21 protein-coding genes are annotated in these 22,925 nt (G+C 38.0%); 12 read left to right on the top strand and 9 right to left on the bottom strand.

What is annotated here, in order from left to right:
* Positions 1-44 precede the first annotated feature (44 nt).
* The 3 genes from EHR01_RS09770 to EHR01_RS09780 are packed head-to-tail and all read left to right on the top strand — an operon-like array spanning position 45 to position 6,216.
* Complete coding sequence (locus EHR01_RS09770; protein WP_135694606.1) at positions 45-1,016, top strand: FecR family protein; 972 nt, start codon at positions 45-47, stop codon at positions 1,014-1,016.
* Positions 1,013-2,626 (top strand): LIC10124 family lipoprotein, encoded by a 1,614-nt coding sequence (locus EHR01_RS09775; RefSeq protein WP_135694607.1) that lies wholly within the window; start codon positions 1,013-1,015, stop codon positions 2,624-2,626. The genes EHR01_RS09770 and EHR01_RS09775 overlap by 4 nt, the downstream gene beginning before the upstream one ends.
* A complete protein-coding gene (locus EHR01_RS09780) occupies positions 2,623-6,216 on the top strand; it encodes a tetratricopeptide repeat protein (RefSeq protein WP_135694608.1) in 3,594 nt (1,197 codons plus the stop codon). Before EHR01_RS09775 ends, EHR01_RS09780 begins: the two co-directional genes overlap by 4 nt.
* Positions 6,217-6,264: 48 nt before the next feature.
* Here EHR01_RS09780 and trmB read toward each other — a convergent pair whose 3' ends face one another.
* Positions 6,265-6,924 carry a tRNA (guanine(46)-N(7))-methyltransferase TrmB gene (gene trmB / locus EHR01_RS09785; protein ID WP_135694609.1) on the bottom strand — a complete coding sequence of 220 codons (660 nt, stop codon included), beginning with the start codon at positions 6,922-6,924 and terminating at the stop codon, positions 6,265-6,267.
* Between the two features lie 48 nt (positions 6,925-6,972).
* On the opposite strand from trmB, the gene EHR01_RS09790 reads away from it, so the two are divergent.
* Positions 6,973-7,920, top strand: coding sequence for an MBL fold metallo-hydrolase (locus EHR01_RS09790; protein ID WP_135694610.1), 948 nt, complete (start codon positions 6,973-6,975; stop codon positions 7,918-7,920).
* 66 nt (positions 7,921-7,986) lie between these two features.
* Here the strand turns inward: EHR01_RS09790 and EHR01_RS09795 are convergent, their stop codons facing one another.
* Together EHR01_RS09795 and EHR01_RS09800 are read right to left on the bottom strand one after the other, a co-directional pair.
* The gene (locus tag EHR01_RS09795; RefSeq protein ID WP_135694611.1) at positions 7,987-9,021 is read right to left on the bottom strand and encodes a hypothetical protein; all 1,035 of its coding nucleotides are present in this window, start codon (positions 9,019-9,021) and stop codon (positions 7,987-7,989) included.
* Positions 9,022-9,077: 56 nt separating this feature from the next.
* Positions 9,078-9,452 carry an LIC_13246 family protein gene (locus EHR01_RS09800; RefSeq protein ID WP_135694612.1) on the bottom strand — a complete coding sequence of 125 codons (375 nt, stop codon included), beginning with the start codon at positions 9,450-9,452 and terminating at the stop codon, positions 9,078-9,080.
* Between the two features lie 78 nt (positions 9,453-9,530).
* On the opposite strand from EHR01_RS09800, the gene EHR01_RS09805 reads away from it, so the two are divergent.
* From EHR01_RS09805 to EHR01_RS09815, 3 genes are all read left to right on the top strand, one after another.
* On the top strand, positions 9,531-10,097 hold the full coding sequence (locus EHR01_RS09805; protein ID WP_208721760.1) for a hypothetical protein: 567 nt from the start codon (positions 9,531-9,533) through the stop codon (positions 10,095-10,097).
* Between the two features lie 45 nt (positions 10,098-10,142).
* Positions 10,143-11,354 carry an NADP-dependent isocitrate dehydrogenase gene (locus EHR01_RS09810; protein WP_135694614.1) on the top strand — a complete coding sequence of 404 codons (1,212 nt, stop codon included), beginning with the start codon at positions 10,143-10,145 and terminating at the stop codon, positions 11,352-11,354.
* A 266-nt stretch (positions 11,355-11,620) separates the two neighbouring features.
* Positions 11,621-12,871 (top strand): adenylate/guanylate cyclase domain-containing protein, encoded by a 1,251-nt coding sequence (locus EHR01_RS09815; RefSeq protein ID WP_135694615.1) that lies wholly within the window; start codon positions 11,621-11,623, stop codon positions 12,869-12,871.
* Positions 12,872-12,890: 19 nt separating this feature from the next.
* On the opposite strand, the gene EHR01_RS09820 is transcribed toward EHR01_RS09815, so the two are convergent.
* The 5 genes from EHR01_RS09820 to EHR01_RS09840 form a co-directional block, all read right to left on the bottom strand.
* Positions 12,891-13,610 carry a glycosyltransferase gene (locus EHR01_RS09820; RefSeq protein ID WP_135694616.1) on the bottom strand — a complete coding sequence of 240 codons (720 nt, stop codon included), beginning with the start codon at positions 13,608-13,610 and terminating at the stop codon, positions 12,891-12,893.
* A 104-nt stretch (positions 13,611-13,714) separates the two neighbouring features.
* The gene (locus EHR01_RS09825) at positions 13,715-14,548 is read right to left on the bottom strand and encodes a hypothetical protein (protein WP_135694617.1); all 834 of its coding nucleotides are present in this window, start codon (positions 14,546-14,548) and stop codon (positions 13,715-13,717) included.
* Positions 14,549-14,673: 125 nt separating this feature from the next.
* Positions 14,674-15,480 carry a rhomboid family intramembrane serine protease gene (locus EHR01_RS09830; protein WP_244310050.1) on the bottom strand — a complete coding sequence of 269 codons (807 nt, stop codon included), beginning with the start codon at positions 15,478-15,480 and terminating at the stop codon, positions 14,674-14,676.
* Positions 15,429-15,908 carry a putative immunity protein gene (locus EHR01_RS09835; RefSeq protein WP_135694619.1) on the bottom strand — a complete coding sequence of 160 codons (480 nt, stop codon included), beginning with the start codon at positions 15,906-15,908 and terminating at the stop codon, positions 15,429-15,431. The genes EHR01_RS09830 and EHR01_RS09835 overlap by 52 nt, the downstream gene beginning before the upstream one ends.
* 40 nt (positions 15,909-15,948) lie before the next feature.
* The gene (locus EHR01_RS09840) at positions 15,949-17,820 is read right to left on the bottom strand and encodes an SLC5 family protein (RefSeq protein ID WP_135694620.1); all 1,872 of its coding nucleotides are present in this window, start codon (positions 17,818-17,820) and stop codon (positions 15,949-15,951) included.
* Positions 17,821-17,910: 90 nt separating this feature from the next.
* Here EHR01_RS09840 and EHR01_RS09845 point away from each other — a divergent pair, with 90 nt between their 5' ends.
* The 3 genes from EHR01_RS09845 to EHR01_RS09855 all read left to right on the top strand — a co-directional run bounded on the left by EHR01_RS09845 (position 17,911) and on the right by EHR01_RS09855 (position 21,249).
* A complete protein-coding gene (locus EHR01_RS09845) occupies positions 17,911-19,074 on the top strand; it encodes an LLM class flavin-dependent oxidoreductase (RefSeq protein ID WP_135694621.1) in 1,164 nt (387 codons plus the stop codon).
* Positions 19,071-19,976 carry an aldo/keto reductase gene (locus EHR01_RS09850; protein ID WP_135694622.1) on the top strand — a complete coding sequence of 302 codons (906 nt, stop codon included), beginning with the start codon at positions 19,071-19,073 and terminating at the stop codon, positions 19,974-19,976. The genes EHR01_RS09845 and EHR01_RS09850 overlap by 4 nt, the downstream gene beginning before the upstream one ends.
* Before the next feature lie 178 nt (positions 19,977-20,154).
* Positions 20,155-21,249 (top strand): GAF domain-containing protein, encoded by a 1,095-nt coding sequence (locus EHR01_RS09855; RefSeq protein ID WP_135694623.1) that lies wholly within the window; start codon positions 20,155-20,157, stop codon positions 21,247-21,249.
* Positions 21,250-21,322: 73 nt separating this feature from the next.
* On the opposite strand, the gene EHR01_RS09860 is transcribed toward EHR01_RS09855, so the two are convergent.
* Positions 21,323-21,688 carry a DUF4180 domain-containing protein gene (locus EHR01_RS09860; RefSeq protein ID WP_135694624.1) on the bottom strand — a complete coding sequence of 122 codons (366 nt, stop codon included), beginning with the start codon at positions 21,686-21,688 and terminating at the stop codon, positions 21,323-21,325.
* A 223-nt stretch (positions 21,689-21,911) separates the two neighbouring features.
* On the opposite strand from EHR01_RS09860, the gene EHR01_RS09865 reads away from it, so the two are divergent.
* Complete coding sequence (locus EHR01_RS09865; RefSeq protein ID WP_135694669.1) at positions 21,912-22,256, top strand: ArsR/SmtB family transcription factor; 345 nt, start codon at positions 21,912-21,914, stop codon at positions 22,254-22,256.
* Positions 22,253-22,768 carry an SRPBCC family protein gene (locus EHR01_RS09870; RefSeq protein WP_135694625.1) on the top strand — a complete coding sequence of 172 codons (516 nt, stop codon included), beginning with the start codon at positions 22,253-22,255 and terminating at the stop codon, positions 22,766-22,768. Before EHR01_RS09865 ends, EHR01_RS09870 begins: the two co-directional genes overlap by 4 nt.
* Positions 22,769-22,925: the final 157 nt, after the last annotated feature.

Here is a 22,925-nt window from a genome sequence, read left to right on the forward strand (position 1 = left end):
CAGTTGTTATCTATTCTTAGAAGAAGATTTCCGGAGGAAGGAATATGAAACGTGCAATGATCAATCGGTTGTCGGCATTAGGATTTGTGGCGGTTTTTGCCATAGTTTTAACTGCTTGCCAAAAAGATTCTAAGGAATCTGTAACAAATGTTACAGAGAAGTCTGGACAAGAAAGTAATGTTGTTGTTGCCTTTGTAAAAGGTGATGTGGTTGTGATCCGCGAGAGTGGACAAGTAAAACCAAACTTAGGTGATGTTTTAACTTCCAAAGATACCATTGTAACTGGTCAAAACGGTTCTGTGGAAATCCTTGTAGGCGAAGACGGAGTACTTAAGTTAAACAAAAACACATCTCTTAGCGTAAGCCAAGCGTTTGCAGCAAACGATGGATCTCGTGAAACAGAAGTTAATATGCAATACGGAAAACTTGTAACAGTTTTACGCAAAGAAAGAAAAACAGAATCTTTCAGCATCGTAACTCCTACTTCGATTGCGGGTGTTCGTGGAACTATCTTTCTTACCAATGTTGAAAATCCATCTGCCAAAGGTGGGAACGTAGCTTGCGGATCTGGAAACTGTGTTGTTAAATATACAGTTCTTGATGGAGCAGTTGCCATTCGCAAATCCAATTCAGAAAATGAAATCGTAGTCGACAAACAGAAAGTAGCTGAAGTCGGAAATGACACTAAACTTTCTGATAAAATGATCAAACCAATGGACAAACAATCTTTATCTGAGATGAAAGAAATGTTGGCTTTTGAAAACACTAAGATGTTACAGTTTGAGTCTCTTGCAAACGAACTCCGAACAAACAACGAAGAACTTCAAAAATTAAACATTGGATCTTCTGCAGAAGAGTTGGAGAAAGCAGCAAGAACGCGTGAGATTACAAAATCAAAATCTGATGAAGTAATCAAAACGGCTAAGTCCATCGAAGATTCAAAATACATCAAAAAAGATGTTCAAAAAGATTCACTAAAATTAGCTCCCAAAGAGAGTTTTGATAAGACGAAATGAGATATGTTTATTTACCGGTCCTTTGTTTTTTAGTCGGTTATTGTTCTTCGGTCACAAAGATCGAAACACTGAATCGAAGTTTTACAAAACCTAAGTTCGTAACACCTCTTCCAGGTGAATCGGAACCCCTTCCTTCGGGTAGAGATTACAAAGAACGACTGGTAAATAAATCCACTCCACATTTTTCACTCCTCTGGAAACAAGTTCCAGAGGGGTTTTCCAAATCCGATTTATTGTTATTAGAAGAGAAAGTTCTTTTCCCTCACAGCAAACTGGGGTTATATAAAAAAGCTCCCAAAGATACTGATCCCAAATTTTCCGAATCCTCTGACTTGGATTTATTATTAGAGTTAACACTTACTAAGAATGCGGAAAGACTTTCCGTTGAGGTACAATACAAAGATCCAGTTCTTTCACAAAACTATGGAAAGGCGATTTTTGTTTACCAAGAAGAAAAAGAACCAGTTGTTAAGTCCTTAAAAACATTTGATGTGTTTCATGGCAAAAGACAACTCCAACCTTTAACAGGAAGTGTACCTTCCTATTTTGCTGAAGTTTCCTCTCCTTCGGATGATGACCTTCGTTCTTACTTTACTTCTTCCTTACGAGGAAATGTTTCTGTATTCTCCACTTCTCCGGGAACCACAATTTATTTGGATGGAGTCGAAGTTGGTAAGGCTCCCTTACTTTCTTACCAACTCATCAATGGAAAACATTCCCTCTCTTTTGCAAAACCTGGCAAAGATCCAGTAAAACGAAATATCTTAATTCGTGCAGGAAAAACAACTCGTGTGTTCCAAGAATGGAGTGATGATATTTCCCAAGGAACCATTGTGATCTCCAGTTTTCCTCCAGGGCTCGATATTGTAGTCGATGGTCAGAAAAAAGGAAAAACACAATATGCGGAATCGGGTGTACCTTACGGGAGTTATCCGATCCAATTCATCCGAACACAAAATGGTTCCCATTTTGAATATGCAAAAGCGGGAATAAAAATTAGACCCAAACAAATTACTTCCATTGCATTGCCCATTTCCCTAGAGGACGGCGTGGGTTGGGAATCAGAAGAGTTTTGGAACCTCACTTCGGCATCTCCGAACTTTTCTGCAACTTTCCCTGGCAAACTTACTTTTGCTAAAAACAAAGACCTTCCTACCGGCTGGTATGGAGTGTATTCCGAGGACCTTATTCCTGATTATTTAGAAGCAGAACTTGTGTTAGATCTTGTGAAAGATTTGAACGGTGCTGTTGGTCTTTCTTTTACAGACCACAATCAAAATGCCATTTTAGTTTACGTGGATAAAACAGATTTTCATATTATCAAATTTTCTTCGGAAGAAAAGGAAGCTCCTGTTCGTTCTTCTTATCGCTGGGACAAAGAAGATGAACTCAAAGGAAGATCTGTAAAACTTTCCACTGATATCGAAAAGAAAATGATTCGGTTGTCCTTAGGGAATAAAATGGTAGAAGAACTTCCGTGGAATTTTGAAACGTTTTGGAATATAGGCGTATTAACCCCACATAACGCTCCTATTACGGGCACACCCCTTCGCGGTGTAAAAATACGATATCCTGATATGGTTAAGTTTGAGGAAAGGCTCCAAAAATGAGACAACTTAGTTTTTTAATCTTTACCTGTGTTTTGTTTGTTGGTTGTCAGTCTCGAGATTTTAAACCAGTCACTGTCAAAGATCCCGTGGTGGAAAAATCTGATGTTTCGGATCGCCAAAAAATTGAAGAAGCAAGGGCTCTTGTTGCAGACGGAAGTAATGAATTTCAAAAAGGAAATATGGACTCTGCTTTAGAAAAAGCAAAGGCCTCCATTCAAACATTCGAACTCATTGATGGTTATTCTCTACTTGGCTCCTCCTACTATCAGTTAGGTGATTATGAGAATGCAAAACTATCTTTTGAAAAAGGCAAAAATATAGATCCTAAAAATGAAAAACTACTCATTGGTCTTGGAACAGTGCAATCCACTTTGGGAGAAAATGAAGAAGCCCTTTCTACCTACCAAACTTTAAGCCAACTCAAACCAGAAGAAACCATTTATACATACAAAACAGGTATCCTTTTAAAAAACTTAGGTCGTTACCAAGAGAGCCTTGTGGTTCTCAAATCCTTGGAAACAAAACCAGAATTTCCGTATCCTATTGAACTTCTCAACCAATTGGGTGATGTTTGTTTAGAACTAAAAAGATATGAGGAAGCAGAAGCTTACTTTGCAAAGGCGGAAAAACTCAATCCAGAACTAAAAACTGCCAAAGATGCGAAACTCTCTACAAAGATTGCCTCTCTCATCCAACGCGGTAATGATTTTTTGGCCAAAAAGAATTATGCTGAGGCCACTTCCGAATTTAAAAAAGCTACGGATTTACAACCTCAAAATGGATCCTTATGGTCTTTTTTAGGGAATGCGCAGTTATTAAATGGAAAACTCAAAGAAAGTGAAGATAGTTTTAAAAAATCCATTTCATTGTCTGATACAAATCCAAGTGGATATGTAGGTTTGTGTAATGTTTATATCCAAACACATAATTATTCTGATTGTTTAAAAACCTCCAAACAAGCCGGTGCAAAAATTCCTAAAAATGCTGAGATCCGCAACAAACAAGGGATATGTGAGTGGAAATGGGGCGAAACCAAAAAAGCCACTCTGAGTTTCCAAGATGCCGCGTCTTGGGATCCTAATTTTTTTGAACCTAAACTCAATTTGGCGTATGTGCTGATTGATTCTGGCCGTTTTGATGAAGCTCTGGATGTATTAAAAAAAGCAGAGTCTCATCCCAAAGCAAAGAAGGAAGAGATTCGCAAAGCCAAAGTCTTAGCCGAATCACAAAAGTACATTGCTAGTGGTGATTCCTTCTTACGCCAAGGAAAAAGAAAACAAGCCTTTGATGAGTATGGAAAAGCAATGGGTGTGAATCCAGAAAATCCTGCTGCACAAAATGCATTTGGTCGGGCTTATTTTGCTTTTGGAGAATATAAAAAATCTGAAAGTTCTTATTTAGAAGCTTACCGAATGGATTCTACGAACCCTGGTGCTTTACAGGGACTTGCTCGTGTGTATGCAAAAACTGGGGAATCCAAAAAAGAAAAAGAATACATCAAAAAACTCGAAATACTTTCAGCAGCAGATCCGTTTAGTGCCATCACTTTAGGCCGGATCGCAGAAGACGCAAGCAAATGGGATGAAGCTGAGTCTATCTATATGGGACTAAAGAAAAAATTTCCAAACAATGATGCTGTTGATTACCGATTGGGAAGTTTGTATTACAAACGTGCAGTGGAAGAAAACTCAAAAGAAAACTACACTCGTGCGAATGACTTCATTCAAAAATCAAAAAAATTTACAAAAGACATTCCTGAACTGATTGAAACTGAAAAAACAGTGGCAGAGAACTCTCGTTTTGCGGAGATTTTGCCATACGTAAAAGAAGGAAATTCCTTCTTTAACCGTAAAAAATATTTGGAAGCAGTCACACCTTACCAAAAGGCTTATGATAAAGTTCCGAAAGCTTCTCTTCTTGTAAAAATTGCGGAATGTTACATTGAAAAAGGTGAGGAAGAAAAAGGTCTTGCCATTTTGGAAAATGCAGTTCGAACGAACAAAGAAAATGCAATTTCCTTTAAAGAAGGGATATACTCTTTTTATTATAAAAAAGGGGAACTAAAAAGAGCAGAAGACGGCTTCTATGATATCCTAAAAGAAAAGCCAGATTCGTATTACGCCTATTATATGTTGGGCCTAGTCACCATGAAACGCAAAAACTATGACGCGGCCATTGGTGATTTTGATCGTTCTATTTTGGTAAACCCTAATTTTGCTCCGAGTAATGTTGCAAAAGGTTTGGCATTTTATAAATTAAACCAACTGGAAAACGCAAAAAGGGAATTTGAAAAAGCTAGAGAGAAGGACTCTGAATTTGGACTTTCCTCCTACAATTTGGCAATTGCCTATTTCAATGAAGACCTAACCAAAGAAGCAAAATCCATTTTAGAATCAATTCGCAAATCCGATCCAGATTTTATGGATGGTGAGATCCAATTAGCCTATATCTATTACAAAGAAAACAAATTAGAAGAAGCAGAAAAAATCATTGAACATGTTCTCAAAGAAGAACCTTCTGCGGAAGCTTTATTTGCTCAGTTTAGAATTTTAGACGCTAAACAAAAACAATCTCCATCTGATAAGCTGAAAACAAAACGAAACCAAGTAAAAGAAAAAATCTTACGTGAATACGGAGAAACCAAATACGCAAGATTACTTCCTTCAGATGCATTGGATGACGAACCATTACACGTAACAGATCTGAACCTATCAGGAACTCCTGTTTCCACACCAATTGTCTATCCTAACCGAATCATCGTAAACTATGGAACAGCACTTGTTGGTTATGACAGAATTACAAAAGAACTGGTATGGAAACAATATACATCCGCTCCATTTCAATTGTTAGTTGCTGGTAAGGAACTTGTTGGAATTTCCAATGATACAGCCACCAAAATTTATCCTGAGTCAGGAAAGATGACTTTTAAAAAACAGGTGTTAGTCGGATGGAAGGTCAAACAAGGAACTGCTGATGCAAACGGCTTTTTCCTTCTTTTGGAAAAAGAAAAAGGTGCGGACCGAAAGATTGTTAAAACTAATCCAAATTTGGAAATCTTAGAAGAGTGGAACGGGAATGATTTTTTAAGTTTCTCTTACACGGATGAAGGAAAACTTTTAGTCCTTCGTGATTTGAAAAAGGAATTCCAGATTCAAGTATTTACCATCGGCTCGCAAGCAGAGAAGGAAAAGAAAGTATCAAATCCTATTCTTAAAAAAGATGCAAAAGAATCGGCGCAGATCCTTGGTTGTGTTGAAGATTCTTGTTTGATCCAATTAGGAAATCAGATGTACCAAGGAACTGAAAAAGCAAAACTATATTCCCTTGGTAATACGGAAACCATTCGATCCGTTGTAAAAAACCCGGAGTCATTACTGGTTAATACAGAGAATACCGCCTATCTTTGGAAAGGTGGATCTAAGTGGAAAGATTCCTATTCCATTCAGGGAGATTTTTATTATCCATTAGATGGGCTTGTGGTAGAAGGCAGGTCAAAGGAACTACTTCTCATCAAAGGTAGAGACAAAACTCCTGTTCCTTGGAAGGGAGACCGAGATGGCCTTCGTATCAGTACGGTAACTGTCGACTAACGACAACCCAATCGATATAACAAATGCATCTAAAGTGAATTGTAATATTTAATTCACTTTAGTTCGATTTATATAATAGATTCGTTTCCCTTCGTTTCTTTTTTCTGCTTCGAAAAAGGAAACAGGGAATTCTGGTCTTTCGAATTCATATTCTTTATTGTCCCAAATAAATTTAGGAAATTTTCTAAATAAAGAAATCGTTCGTCTTGCATACGGGCCGTAATCAGTCGCAAATAACAACTTGCCACCTGGTTTCAATAGATCGTAAATTTGTTCGAGCATATGGCCTTGCATGAGTCTGTTTTTTCGGTGTTTTTTCTTTGGCCAAGGATCTGGGAAGTTGATGATGATTTTGTCAAAAATTTCTTTCTCAAGAAGTTCATCGAAAAACCACTGGAAGTTAACGGTCATATAGCGGATATTTTCCAAACCAAGCGTTTGTCGTTGTTTTTCGGTGTGGATGATTCGGTTTACCTTCTTTTCCATCAACAAATAGCCTGTTTGGTGGTCATTCTTTGCCAATTCGATGGCAACTTCACCCCAACCCGATCCAAGTTCTAAAACAAAGTTTTGGATCTGGTCCGGGAAAGATTTTTTTAGGTCGATTTTTTTTCCCCGCTCTTTAGGTTGCAGGAGGTAGTCTGATTGATAGGAAGTTTTGGTAGTAAACTTCCAAAGTTTTTCTTGGATTTCTGGGCTAACTAACAAATGCATTCCTTCCGATGATGTATTGTCAGGATTTTTAAAAGGAACTAGATGAAAATAACTCTTTTTGGTGTTCGCGGTTCACTCCCCACACCGATCTCTAAACCGGAACAACGGGAGAAAACTCTAAAGATTCTTCAGATGGCCAAAGAAGAGTGGAAAAAGGATCCCGCTTCTTTTTCGGAAGAGGAGTTTTTGAATCATTTGCCGATTCCTCTTTCCCAAGATTTGGGAGGGAACACAACTTGTGTATTCATTGAAGGGGATGGCGGCGAAAAAGTCATTTTAGATATGGGGACGGGGCTTCGGGTTCTAGGCAACCAAATGGCACCACAGGCTTTTAGTGGGGAAGATATGGACATTCATATCTTGGTTTCTCATACACATTGGGACCATATCCAAGGGTGGCCTTTTTTTAAACCTGGTTATTCACCTTCTTGTAATATTCACTTTTACTCATGTATTGAAAACTTAGAAGAAAGACTGATCCGACAACAACATCCTGAAAATTTTCCAGTGACCTTGCAGCAAATGGCTTCCAAAAAACATTTTCACCTTTGGAAAGAGTTTGAGTCGTATATGTTAGGTGGTCTAAAAATTATTCCTTTTGGACTTCGCCATCCTGGGTCTTGTACTGGTTATAGAATCCGTGAAGGAAATAAAATTTTCTTATTTTGTACTGATGTGGAATATCGAGAAGAAGACCGCGAACATTTACTCAAAATGAAACCTCAGATTGCTGGTGCAGATCTCATCATCATCGATGCTCAGTACAGTACAGCTGAGGCGGAAAAAAAATTAGGTTGGGGTCACACTGCTGTCAGCAAAGCTGTTGAGTTTGCAGAAATGATGGAAATACGATCGGTGGTTCTCACTCACCATGAACCGGATCATTCAGACCATGAAGTGGCGAGGATAATTTTAGATGAAGCAAAGTTAGTCAAACCAGGTGGTATGCAAGTTCATATTGCCCATGAAGGACAGAAGTTTATCCTTTAAGTATCAATTGGTTTTCGACTAATGTTTGTGTTTGTTTAAAATACAATCTAAATAGAATTTTTTAAATCATTCATTGATCAAATAATTGGAATGGTAACCTCTTGCTTCCCCAGACCAAATGGGACAATCTAATTTTAGATCGGCATACCAATGGATTTGATAAGGTTTTGCAAAAAACAACTGAATAAAAAATCTTAAAAACGACGAGATATTCTCCAATGCACTCATGGTTGCAATGGAGCGAGTTCGTTTGACAAGAAGAGAACATTTTCCTTCGTTAAAATATAAAACTTCTGTTTTTGGAATCGTATAACCAGACGTAGGTTCTTTTTCCCAATCCAAAACTTCGGCTCGTTCCACTGTCCCTTCCAAAACCAGATGACCAGAATTGTCGAGAACAGCCACTCGGCGAAAAAATCCTCCCGGAAAATCGGGAGTACCAATAAATCCTCCCGTAAAAATTCGGTATCCATCCTTAGTGATCGATCTTACAAGTTCCCATTTTTTGGAGTATTGGTAAACGGGCTCATTGGAGAGGATATGTTCTAAACCTCCCACTCCTTTGATTTCTTCCGTGATTTCTTTGTAACGAATTGTGCCAGTGACTAGAGAAAAGGAAAAGGGGATATCGGCTTGTACAAATTTACCCTCCTCTTTCAAAGGGAACCTACCTTTGGAGATAGGAACTGAACCACGTCTTGGTTTATAATCTAATTTGATTTCCCAATCCCCATAATTCATATAAAAAGAATAAATTCCGTTTTTGTATTCCATCCAGTTTTCTCCACTCCTTTGGTAGAACTGGCCTTTCCTAAATTCGTATTCATCGGAATCAAATTCGCGGGTGGAATAAAATACTGGTTGGTCTTTTGGTTTTAAAAGTAGCGATATACCATTGTTATGTGATCCTGGACCAAAATTGCTGACAAGGAAAGTAGCAAAGAGATTGTATTTTTCATTTCGAAAGGTAAAGTTCCAGGCTTGCAGATAACCTTCATCGGGGAAGTGCTGGGTTTTAAAATCTTGGGCTAGTAGGTTTTCTTTTGGTAACAGAGTTACTAAACAAACAAACAACACCAGTCGAAAGAATTGCCGAAACACCGGCAAATCCTAACGGGAGTTTGTAAAAGAATCAAGGTTTTTCTTGGGGATTTCCTTTAAATGCGAAGGGTGCTTGGGAGGGTCAAAGCAAACAAGTCACCCAGACAAACGAGCGAAAAGACGGGATGTTCTGTATTGCCGATTTGTTTTAACCTTTCTCTTTCTTCTGCGATTCCATCGATATGAATCCAAGTTTCGACCTGCTCTTCTGGCAAAACCCGACAGGCCACTTGGTATTCAAAAGGCCCAAGTTTTGAAAAAAAGATTTGTACCGATTCAGGAGAGGAATCGGCCAAATGGCGTCGGAAGGCATACTGTTTGGATTTGGTTTCGCCTCGCATTTCATAATAATGATTCAGAATTCGTAAGATATGTAAGAATTCTTCTTTTTTTGTCACAAGCTCACGCCAGAGGACTTCGGTTTCTTTCATGACTACTGGGGTGGAAGAAGTTTGACTTTGGTTCCTAAAAAAGGATTCGCACTTGAAAAATACTTTCCCCTATCCAAGATGAACGAAACAGGCATGGTCACGGAGATATTAGAAATATTCTGGAAAGAGAAACTCCGGTTTGCCCAATATTGTTTTGATGAATTGGCTCCTTTGGATGCCAAGGCCTTTACGGAGAAAAAGACCAGCGGAAAATCTGCTGAATGGACTCTCCAACAAATGATCTCTTACGATCGCAATTTTAGTTTTTTCCTCCCCCTCTCATTACGAATCAGCGGATTTTTCTTTTTTACAGCATTTAAAGACCAGGACATTGAAAAGGATCTAGAAGCCATCAGGGATCGGTATACACCCCCAGCATTCCCAACTCATTTTTGGGAAATTCAGATTTCCAAAGCAACAGATCTCAAAATCAAAGCGACCGACCCACAGGTAAAAGAACAATGTGAATCTTGGAAAGAGGTCCTCGTTCGATTGGAATCAAAACTTTCCGGAATTTCTGAACGAGATGCTTATAGAAAAAGATATACATCCCTTACGGGAATTCATACCATTTCAGGAGCGATCAATAATTCTACCGAGTTTTGTCACTACCTTTGGAATTTGTATATGGTGAATTCCATATAAACGTATTTATGCGAATCAAAAATTGAATGAGTTTAGGAGAAATCAATGGGAAAAATTAAAGTAAAAACACCGCTTGTTGAGTTAGACGGCGATGAAATGACAAGAATTATCTGGAAAGAAATTAAAGATCGTTTCATCTACCCTTATTTAGACATCACTTTAGAATACTATGACTTAGGTGTAGAATACCGTGACAAAACAGATGACCAAGTCACTGTAGATTCTGCTAACGCGATCAAAAAACACGGCGTAGGTGTTAAATGTGCAACCATCACTCCAAACGCAGACCGAGTAAAAGAATACAACCTAAAACAAGAATGGAAATCACCTAACGGAACGATTCGTGCCATCCTTGATGGAACTGTTTTCCGTAAACCAATCATCATCAAAAACATTCCAGCAGCGGTAAACTCTTGGAAAAAACCAATTGCGATCGGAAGACACGCTTACGGTGATATTTACCGTGACGTAGAGATCCTTGTTGATGGTCCAGGAAAAGTAGAACTCGTTTATACTGATGCTTCTGGAAAAGAAAAACAAAGATTACTCGTAAACGATTTTAAAGCTCCGGGTGTTGCTCTTGCGATGCACAACCTAGATGAATCCATCAAGTCTTTTGCAAAGGCATGTTTCACTTACGCATTGTCTGAAAAAATCAGCATCTGGTTTGCAACTAAAGATACGATTTCTAAAAAATACCATGCTCGTTTCCGTGATATCTTTGATAACATGGCAAAAGAACAAGAAGCTGCTATGAAAGCTGCTGGTATTACTTATAGTTACTACCTCATTGATGATGCAGTTGCACAAATCATGAAAAACGAAGGTGGACAACTTTGGGCGATGATGAACTACGACGGTGACGTTATGAGTGATATGGTTGCTTCAGGGTTTGGTTCCCTTGGTCTGATGACTTCCGTTCTTGTGTCTCCAGACGGAAAATACGAATACGAAGCAGCGCATGGAACAGTGACTCGTCACTACCGTAAATACCAAAAAGGTGAAACCACTTCTACAAACTCAGTGGCATCTATTTTTGCTTGGACGGGAGCGCTCGCGAAACGTGGGGAACTGGATGGAACTCCAGAACTTGTGAACTTTGCTCTTAAATTGGAAGAAGCAATCATTGAAACCATCGAAGGTGGCGAGATGACAAAAGACTTACTTTCACTTTCCACTGCTGCTACCAAAAAAGAATTGGATACTTTCCAATTTATGGAAGCAGTACAAAAACGTTTGGATGCGAAACTAAAATAAGTTTGGCCAATTTCATACCCTGTCGATCGGCAGGGTATGATGTTTTAACATAATAATCCCTTCCTTTTTTCCCCTTTTTTTAACTCAAATATTTCCTTGCAATTGGCTTGAGTGGTTGTAGATTCAATCTCCTTAATACAGAATAGAACATAGGAACACTGAAATTTTTAGAGATATCATTTTTGTGAATTTCTGTTTGTGCGTTTAGTGTAAAAATTAACCAGAAGGTGACTCACTTAAGTGAACTTTGGAAGTCAAATAGGAAAATGATCGCTGATTTTATAGAATGGTATACGAATGAAATGCCGGAAGTGAAGTCTTCTGCAGACCTTTTTGATAAAGGGATTGGTTATTTACAAGAACAAGGTTTTCAGATTGTAAGAGTCAATATGGGAACTCGTACACTTCATCCGCAAGTGGAGTCTTTGTCTTATACATGGGTTCCAAAAAACAAAATCGAATATTTTGATGATTCCACAACTCCTTTGTTACATTCAAGATCAACAATAGAATCTGAAAATGGATTTCTTCGAGAAGTTCGTTTTCGATTGGGATCATTGCAGACTTCTCAATTTGCGGTTAGCCCCGTTCAACATGTAATGTCTACAAAAAAGCCGTATTACTTTGGTTTTGCGGAGAATGAAGGAAAATCACGGCCTTATCCAATCCTAGATGATTTGGCTCCATTAGGTGCGACTGGTTATTTAGCTGTCCCTATTTTACAAAAAGGGACAAGTTATGCTTTTTTAAGTATGGTGACAGACAAACCAAATGGTTGGTCAACAGAAGAATGTAATTTTTTACATCAGGTTTTAAAAATCATTTCCTTACAATGGATGAGTTTCATTCAGAATGAATTAACAGAATCTTTGCTAAGTATCTACTTAGGAAAACGAACCGGCTCCACCGTGTATTCGGGGAAAATTTATTTGGGGGAACTCGACAAAATCAAATCAGTGATTTGGTTTTCTGACATTCGCAATTATTCTGGGATGAGCGAAAAATTGTCTCCTTCTGAGATCATACAGTTGTTAAATGATTATTTTGGCTTAGCTATCCCTCTCATTGAAGCTCATGGCGGTGAAGTTTTGAAATTGTTGGGAGATGGAATTTTAGCTGTATTTCCCTATTCCGAATCTAATAAAACTTTTGTTGGTAAAAAAGTGCTTCTCGCCGTTAGGAAGTTAGGTGAAAGATTGTTTTCGCACAACCAAACCAGAGAATTAGAAGAAAAACTACCCATCCATCATGGTGTTGGTTTGCATTCAGGGGAAATTCTTTATGGAAACATTGGCTCAACCGAAAGACTCGATTTTACAGTAATTGGGGAAGCGGTAAATTTAACGAGCCGCATTGCTGGGATGTGTGGGGAATTAGGGAAAGCAGTTTTGGCATCCGAAAGTTTGGCAGAACAAATTCCTGTACGATGGGAAGAACTTGGGGAACACAAATTGAAAGGGATTAGTTCCCCAAAAAAAATATTCGCCATCTCGGAACGTATGAAGAGAAAAATTTAGGATTTTGATTTCAATTTGATTAATGAATGTTTCTATATTTCCAAACCGAGTAGACCACTCGAACGGAATCTCTTAAAAAACTAAATTTAGATCCTGGGATATCTTGCCAGTCGAGGGGGAACTCCACGATATTGAATCCATTTCTTATTAATAAAACTAATAATTGTGTATCCCATAACCAACGTAAGTCATAAATTTTATGAATAGTCTGTTTGTATGCAGATTTTTTGAAAATTTTACAGCCACATTGAGGATCATACATCTGGATTCGAAACACAAGAGTAAAATAAAATGAAAAAATTCTGTTGGTAAGGTGACGATAAAAAGACTTTTTTACATTTCTTCCCATCATGATAATTCGTGAACCTGCAAGTAAATCAATCTCAGGATGAAGGTTTATATGATTCCACGTGCGTAACACTTCCTCGGCTGGAGTGGCGCCATCGGCATCCACAAAACCATAATAATTTCCTTTCGCAACGTTTAGCCCAAATTGAATGGCTCCACCTTTTCCTAAATTGGTTTCATATCTTAATAATTGGATTTGAGGATTGGAAAGTAAATGGTTGATTTTTTGTTTTAAAATTTCGAATTCAGTAAGTGGGCTTCCATCATCGACCACCAAAAAGTCTACAGACTTAGAACCTTTAAATGTTTTTAAAAGAGATTCTAAGAATTTGGGAAGTCGCTCCGATTCACGGTAACACGGGATGACAAGACTGAGATGATTTTTAACCATGCGAACAGATAGAACGGATTTCCTGATTCCCTTCATGCAGTGGAATATATTGATAAAGGGAAATCAAGTAAATTACTTAGTCAATAAATTCTAAGTTAAATTCTTTATCGAACAATGACCCATTTGCCATTCATCCAACTTAAATAAAGAGGGATGGAAGCTCCTTTTTTGGAAGTAATGATGGGTTCGCCTTTATGATCCGTGACACTTAGGATTTGGTTGTTACAGAGTAAGGTAAATTTGATGTTCTTAGTATCCAATTTCCAACTCGACCCAATGGCTTTTGTCATATCATTTATGGATTTGAGTTCATCTGCTTCTACATACGGATAATAACGAACTTCTGAAGTGTCCTGTGCACGAAACTGGATCATTGATAGTATTTTTTTAGGATCCTTTGTGTTTAAAATTTTAGTAAATTCGGAAGCAAACTCAAGTACCGAAGTTTCTTTTTCTTTTGTGAGAGAAATAGATTCTGCTTGTTTCCATAACTTACTTGGTGGATCAAAAGGTGGATCAAATTCTAACTCAGTCCATTCTCCTAAGTTGGCTTGTGTTTGGTCCGGCCACTGAAAGTGTTTTAGAAGAATTCCTTCGTCAGGGAATTGTCCTTTTTGGCCTAACATAAGTTTGACTTCTGCTTCTTTTGACAGACCTTCTTTTTCTTTGCCTTTTCTTTCTGTGAGCCGAATTTTGATTTTGTTTTTTCCTGGGATGATCCAGTAATTGATGTCTGCTTGCCCAGAGGAATCATCATTGGAAGATCCGTCTCGAACATCGTATCCGTTTGCGCTGATCTCTAAATTGACTGAATAGTTTTTGTAAGTGATGATATAATAACCTTCTTTGGGAAGTCCGAGAGAATTTGGATTTACTTCGCCAAAAATAGGCTGAATGCAGAGGGACAAAACAAGAAAAAGGAACAAGATTCTTTGCATTTACGTTCTCCAACCGTTAGGTATCGGAGGATACTAAACAATAGAAAAGAATTGTCGATGAGAAATTAAATGACTGAATCTTTTTTAAAAGATTTTAGAAATTACAATCAATCGAAAGGATAAAGTTATAGAAATTTTTTTCCATGGCGATCGAAAAAGAAATTTGTATTACAAGTCGAACAGTGCAACCTACCATATTTTTTTGCCGGGATTGGATTACTGCAAGAAGGACAAAGGACAGTTTTGTTGATAAAAGTCGATAGACGAATATTATGTTCCAGTCGATCTAAAAATTTATATCGGATAAAGATTTGGGCGATGATAATTCCCATTAAAAAGGAGATTACTTGTCCGCCATAAACACTCCGCACTTGGTTGTGTAATTCAACAATATAGAAATAGGATTGGATGAAAATCCAAATACTGAGACTGATAAAGATTGGTATATCACGAAAGGTAGCTTTTTCAAACACCATCGTACTTTTTACATTAGGAAAAAAAACAAAGTACATCCCAAGGATTCCTGATATGACCCCAGAAGTTCCGATCACTGGAATGATAGAGTTCACATGAAATATAAAATAAGTTAGGTTCGCTAGAATTCCAAAAAATAGAAAGAGAATGAAAAAATAAAAATGTCCGACTACATCTTCTATATTGTCAGCAAACATATATAGATAAACTGCGTTGGTAAACCATTCAGAAAAGGAAGAGTTAAAGAAAAATGAAAAAAACAAACTGAAACCAAAATCTTTTTTTGGTGTAAACGCAAATGACTCATAGTTGTCGAAGAACAACGTTAACATAGTGAGAAAAATAAAACCAAAGGTTAAGATTGGTTTTCTAAAATTATGATTTGCTTTTTCGAATACAAACATTGTTAGCTGGCCTTGGACTCTGCCAATAATTGCAATAAATGATTGTATTGCCAATCCCTTTCTTTTTGGACAGAATGTTCGGGATTCAGATTTTCATTGGCTCTAAAGACTGCTTGCACGGAATAATTGGCAGCACCTATGGCATGGGTTTTTACATGGGCGGTGGCAACAGCTTGCCCGGCTGCCCGAGCCACAGACTTTTCTGGATGATCCATCTCGATCTTTCTTGCTGTAGCATGGGAATCCAAAGCAGCCTTTCGCACCACAGCCATGTTAAACTTCCCTGTCTTAATCCATTCTTTTAATACATTTAGGGCTTCTTTGGGATGATGATCCTTGCAATTGGAATTCTCAAAATAGAAAAACACTCGTTCCACACAATCTAGCGCCCACCGAGCTGATGTTTTGTGGTCAGTCCTGGAGAGTAAATCCATTATTCGACTGTCTTTAGTTGCAATGCTAAATTTATATTTTTTAGCCATGTTCCCATCGTATCCGATCGATCTGTCTGTTAAAGCGATTTTAAAACCAGAGGTAAAACAAAAATGTAAAACCTAGGAGGATTCCGTACAACCATTCATCTCGTTTTCGAAACAAGGTGGTTAAATTTTGATTCATTGATCTTTTTCCAATCGTAATAGCGATAGAAAAAATCACAAAAAGTAGAAATCCGGAAATCGATATATATAATTTGAATTCGGGAATTTGGATTCTTGTGGCAATCAAGACAAAAAATAGAAAGAAAAATAGAATCCAATACTTAGTTTTTGATAGCAAATAAGTTAGTCGGGTAAAAGTTCCATCGGGTATTTCTAAAGGCTTCAGTAGTTTTATTTTTTGATCCGTAGTATGGTTCTTTTTTTTGTTTTGGAGATAGGCCGCTAAACTCAAAGTTACAATGGCAAAATGGAAACTAAAAAAGACTCTATGTAAAAAATTGAGTTCTTCACCAAATGTTTGTTTTATGAAAAATGACGCGAAGTGCGAATAAAGAACTGGCGATAAAAAAGAAAAAATCGGTGTGAGAAGTATGGTGATACAAATCATTCGACTACTAATTTTGAAATTCAAAATTCCTAATAAAAAAACAACCAGCAAGGCAGGGGTAAAATGAGAACTTTGGTTGGAAAGTTCGATAAAGAAATTTTTCTTAGAATTCGGATCTACAAAGAGTATCGCAAGAACAGTCACTAATAAGGAAAATACTAGAAGAAAAATGCGGCCTGCCTTCATTTCTTCTTCATCAACCAGCTTTTTACCCAATCTTTCCTGAAATGGTTTATAAAAATCAATCGTGAATAGAGTGGCTGCAGAATGTAACATAGAGTCAATGCTAGAAAAAATCGCACCAAGGAGTCCAGCAAGGATCACACCGATCAGTCCATATCCGAACGGAACTACAAGTACAACTAATTTGGAAAAGGCTTCATCTGGAGCGATGTTTGCCGTTTCTCCAAGAGTTGTCCAAATTTGATATGCAGCCACTCCGGTAAGGATAGAGAAAAAAGGAACTGTTAGTTTGAGAAGTCCACCCACTAGGATTCCAAGCCGTGCTTCTCTTAATGATTTGCCACCTAATGTGCGCTGTACGACATATTGATTGGTATTCCAATAAAAAATATGTAATAGGAATAGTCCACTAAGAGCCCCAGTCCAAGGAAGGGTGGGGTGGTTCGGAGGCAGATACAAATTCATTTTGCTCAGTCCATCCGTCCTACTTTCTTCTTTTGTAAGTAATTCAAAAATTCCTCCCACTTCTGGTCTAGTGATGGAGAGGTAAGCAAGGAGTAGTCCTGAGGCTAAGATTAAAAAGGTTTGAATGACGTCGGTGTAAACCACTGACTTTAGACCACCAAACCATGTATAGATGGTTGATGTAAAGGCGATCCAAATAACAACTTCTGTATAAGTAATTTGGATTCCCGTATCTTTGATAAAAGGGAGAAAACTCCGGGCCCCAATGTACAGGGCCCCTGTAAGTTGGATGGTGATTAAGATGAGTGAGATCCCCGAAAAAATCCTTCCTGCAGCGAGACCAAATTTGCTTTGTAAAAATTGAGAGAGGGTATAGAATTTTTTTCTTCGAAACAGAGGAAGGAATACAAAGGCCAAAAGAACTATGGCCGGGATGGATCCAAATTCATAATGGCTTTGGGCAAAGCCAACAGAAAATCCAATCCCAAGCATTCCAACCAAATGGTTGGCCGAAATATTGGTTCCAAATAAGGATCCGGCAATCCCCCACCAGGGAAGGCTCCTGCCACCAAGAAAGTAATCAGAAGAGGAAGATTCTTTTCGGCCAGCATACATTCCCACTCCCAAAACGAGAACAAAAGTAAGCCCGAAAAAAAGGATATCGATTGCCGCTATCATAACAGATAATTGATTCGTCATATTAGATATTTTCCGAAATTATGGCAAGCGATAGATTTTCGGGAATTCTCTCTTGTCTTTGCCCGGGATTTATCTTCCAGTAGAAAAACAATGAATCCGATCCCGAAAGCACCCACCATTCGATCCGAACATCCTGCCATAGAAGTATCTTGGTTTTGTGACCTTTGTAATGGAGATTATGAATATTTAGGAGTACCGGATGGTTCCTTACGTTCTAGTTTCGAACATTGTTCGGATATCATTCGTTTGGCGGACGAACTCGGATACCAAAACATTCTTTTACCATCTTCTTACCAAACTGGGCAAGATACTTTGACCTTTGCCGCGGCGGCGTCACAATTCACAAAACAAATTTCTCTCCTAACAGCGATTCGGTGTGGTGAAATCCATCCGCCAATGCTTGCAAGGACATTGTCCACTTTGGATCATATGTTAAAGGGAAGACTCAATATCAATATTATCTCTTCGGACCTTCCTGGAACCCAAAGGGATTCCAAAACGAGATATGAGATTTCGAAAGAAGTCATTCAAATTTTGCAACAAGGTTGGACAAGGGACCGAATCCAGTTTGAAGGAAAACACTATCAGATTGATCTCCCATCAGATCCTGTAAAATCCTACCAACAAAACGGTGGGCCCTTATTGTATTTCGGTGGGATATCTCCCGATGCACGAGCTCTTTGTGCCGAGTTCTGCGATGTATTTTTAATGTGGCCAGAAACAGAAGAAAGATTGGCTGATACAATGAATGATTTGAGTCTTCGTGCCGCTAGTTTCGGAAGGAAAATTGATTTTGGCCTTCGCATCCACTTGATTGTCAGAGAAACCGAAAAAGAAGCAAAAGATGCCGCAAAACAATTGTTATCAAAAATAGATGTAGAAAGAGCAAATGATATCAAACACCGAGCTTTGGATTCTAATTCTGCGGGAGTGCTTCGTCAAGATGACTTGCGAAAGTCTGCAGATGTCGATTTATTTATCGAACCAATGATTTGGTCAGGGATTGGTCTTGCTCGTTCTGGATGTGGATCGGCCATTGTGGGAACCCCAGAACAAGTGTATGAAAAAATCCAAAGATACATCCAAATGGGAATTCGAGCTTTTATATTTTCTGGTTATCCTTTGATGGAAGAATCCAAATTATTTGCAAAATCGGTCTTACCTAAATTACAAACGATCAACTTTGCAGAAGCGCAAAATCGAAAACCCAAAGGGATTCCTGTCACACCACTCACAACTGGAGAGAGAAAATGAAAGTTCCCCAAATTGAATTTCCAAAACATAAATTTTCTATCTCGAGATTAGTTTATGGAATTTGGAGGTTACATGAAGATAAAGAAGGTAACTCTCCAGAAAGAATTTTAAAAAAAATAGAAACCTGTCTCAGTCTTGGAATTGATACCTTTGATCACGCAGACATTTACGGTGGTTTTGAAAATGAAAAATTGTTTGGTAGAGCCTTAAATCAAAACACTTCCATCAAATCAAAACTCAAAATCATTACGAAGTGCGGAATCCAAATTCCGGGATCTAAATTTTCCACCAAACATTATAATACTTCCAAAGAACACATTCGATACTCCGTCGAACGTTCGTTACGAAAGTTGCAAGTGGATCATTTGGATGTGGTTCTTGTCCACAGACCTGATCCATTAATGGATCCTTATGAACTAGCGGAAATATTTGAATCACTGATCAGGGAAGGAAAGGTAAATCATTTTGGAGTTTCCAATTTTACTCCTTCCCAATTCCAAATGTTACAAACTGCTTACAAGAAACCTCTTTTTACAAACCAAGTTGAGTTTCATCCGTTTCACACAGAATCATTGTTTGATGGAACCTTTGACCAGGCTTTGGAATTCCAAAGCCATCCTATGATTTGGTCACCCACAGGTGGGGGCAGGATCTTTTCACCAAAGTCGGAAAGAGAAGTGGCCACAGTTTCTAAACTAAAAGAAATTGCAAAAGAACATGGGTGTAGTGTTGACCAAGTCCTTTATTCATGGTATCTCAACCATCCTGCGGGACTTGTTCCCATTTTGGGAACGAATGATCCAGGACGAATCCAATCGGCAGCCGAATGTTTTTCTTATCCTCTCTCACGAGTGGAATGGTTTTCTATTTTAGAAGCGGCCCGTGGTAAGGAAGTGGCTTGATGGATTTATGAAGAATGGAAATCGAATCTAACCACTAAAATGACAGGATTTCCTCTGTAAGAGAATGTACGAGTTGGGGAAGATATTGGTCGTTATATTGAATAAAAATCTCATATAACGATGTTAGGTTCTCGTCTGTTTTCTTTGCCCTGGTGCGATGGACAGAGAGGTGGTTTGTATGCTTTCTGAATTGGCTCCCAACCATTATTTTTCCGGAATTTCTTTAACAGCAGACCTGGCTGATGATTTACATTCTTTTGGATCGGGTCTTCCTTCTGAACATGTCTGGAACCGAACTGTAGAATCTATTGCGAGGATTCCTGAAATCATAACCACATGGATTTTGGAATATCTTCCTGAATCACAAAACTTTCGTTTGTTGGCACTCCACAGTCGTTCTGATTTTTATATTCCTGATCTTGTTTCGAAATACTCTGTTCCTTGCCATCATGTCGTGGATTCCAATATGATTTTTGAAATGAATCTAGTAGGTGAAGATTCTTTTTTTCAACCTCTCATTGAAACTCTTCCCGAGAAAACATCTGCGATGTATATGGGATATCCCATTCGATCGGATAAAGATACTGTGATTGGAGTGATTGGAATGGTAGTAGAAGATAAGTTCAAACATAAATTTAAGAATCTAAAACTCATCGATATGATTGCAGACCAATTGAGCCAAGAATTGATTCGATTCAAAAATGAAAATTTGATTTCACAAACTCTAACTACTGCCTCCTTAGTGAAACATTCATTGGCAGAGTTGTTTCGGCTTCTCTCTACTAAATCTAGTGACCTAACAACGATTTGCCGAAATTATCTACAAACGGGAACTAAACTTTTTGGGTTACCGCTGGGACTCATAACCTCCAAAATTGGAGAAAATTGGGAATATAGCCTTGTAGAAGGAGATGTACATGGGATCTATGAAGGAAAAAGGTTTTCCAAAGAAGAATCCAAATTCTCTACCTATACCTTTGTCGGTTCTGCCAATATCTTAAATGATATACGAGAGACCTCGGGTCTAAATGTTCGCGAACATTTATTGGAACTAGGTGTTTCTTGTCTTATGGAGTTTCCGCTTATAGTGCATAACCAAACCATCGGGGTTTTGGGTTTTTATGGATTTAAGGATCAAAAAATTGAATCAATAGAATTAACCCAAAGAGTTTTTGAACTGATGGGGATAGGTCTTTCCAATACAATCGAAAAACATAATATTGATTTGTTATCGAAGATCGTTTTTTTGGAAAAGGAAAATCCAACAGTATAGATTTTTGGTTTTAAAACCCAGTTTTGTTTTGGTAAAAGACAATCAAACAAAACCTGGGTATGATTCATTCCCATTAAATATTGGCTAAACGGTCGATTGCTTCCTCTTCTGAATTCAGAAAAAAAACATCTCTCCCAGTATTCATTTCGTAAATAAAATCACTGAGACTTTTGCTTGTATAAATGGAAAAATCTCCGATGATTGCTAGTTTCATCCGGTAGTTGACAATTTTTTGCAATACGTTTCCGGCAAGACCCGTTTTTAAATCGAAGAAGTCCGAGTCAAGATGTGATTGTTTCAAAACAAATCGGTCACAGCCCGAATCGTATTGGATGGTGGCAAAAAAGTCCAGGGCAGTGGATGGGTCTGTGATCAGCGTATTTTCTGAATCGACGACTGCTATTTCAATATTGTTTTTCCTAATTTTACGAATGTTCATTTGTATTTTCTTTTATAGTTTCTTTTTGAAACTTTATGAGTTCATCTAATAGTTATTCTTTTTTTTAGACAGGTTGGAATTCAGATCCAACCAGAACTGATCCTTTGAAATCCAAAATCTCCCAAAAAAAATAGGACATTCTATCCATTTTTGAATATTTTATTAAAAAATTTGTTTGACATCTGCCAATTATATATCCAGTTTTTTATATAACCAATTAGTTATGCAAACTCTTGATGCCACATTCTCTGCTCTTGCTGATCCCACTCGTCGGGCGATTCTTATGCGCCTTGCCAAAGGGGACTTAACCGTTATGGAACTTTCAAAACCCTTTCGGATGAGCCAACCCGCGATTTCCAAACACCTTAAAGTTTTGGAAGAGGCAGGTCTTATTTCCACTACTGTCCGAGCCCAAGAAAGGCCCCGCCGGTTGGAAACAGCACCGCTCAAAACAGCAATCGATTGGATCGAAAAATACCGCCAGATGTGGGAAAATCGATATCAGGTGTTAGATGGACTACTTGTCGAATTACAAACAATACAAACCAAAGGGGATAAGAAAAAATGAAATCAGAGAAAAATGTAGTAAAGATGGAACGTCGAGGTGAAACAGAAGTTGTGTTTAAAAGGTACTTCGACGCACCAAGGGAATTGGTTTTTGATTGTCACACCAAACCGGAATTAATGAAAAGATGGCTCATTGGTCCCGAAGGTATGGTTCTTGATACTTGTAAACAAGATCTGAAAGTTGGTGGCAAATACTTGTATCTTTATGCGGATAAAGACGGAAACAAATCAGGAGTATACGGAACATTTCGAGAGGTTGTGATTCCTGAGAAATTAGCCAATACAGAAAATTACATTTTTGACATGTCAACTTTTGATCAAAATGCTCCTGAAGATCCGAATGCTACTTTCGAATCGCGTACATTTACCGCCGAAGGGAATCGGACACTCATGACACACCTCTGCAGATATGCATCACCAGAAGTTTGTAAGATGATGGTGGAATCCGGTGCGGCTGATGGTATGGCAGAATGTTATTTGGAGCTAGATAAATTACTCGTAGAAATGGCTTAATATATAAACTTATATGATTAAAATAAACAAGGCGATTTGAAAGCCTTGTTTGGTTATAAAACTAGATCTATGATTGAAAACTTGCCTTTTATCCAAAAATACTAGAGATCAATCCAACGATTAGAAAAATTATTTTCGAATTCTTGTAAAACTGGTA

The sequence above is a fragment of the Leptospira mtsangambouensis genome (genome assembly GCF_004770475.1).
Classification (GTDB): domain Bacteria; phylum Spirochaetota; class Leptospiria; order Leptospirales; family Leptospiraceae; genus Leptospira_A; species Leptospira_A mtsangambouensis.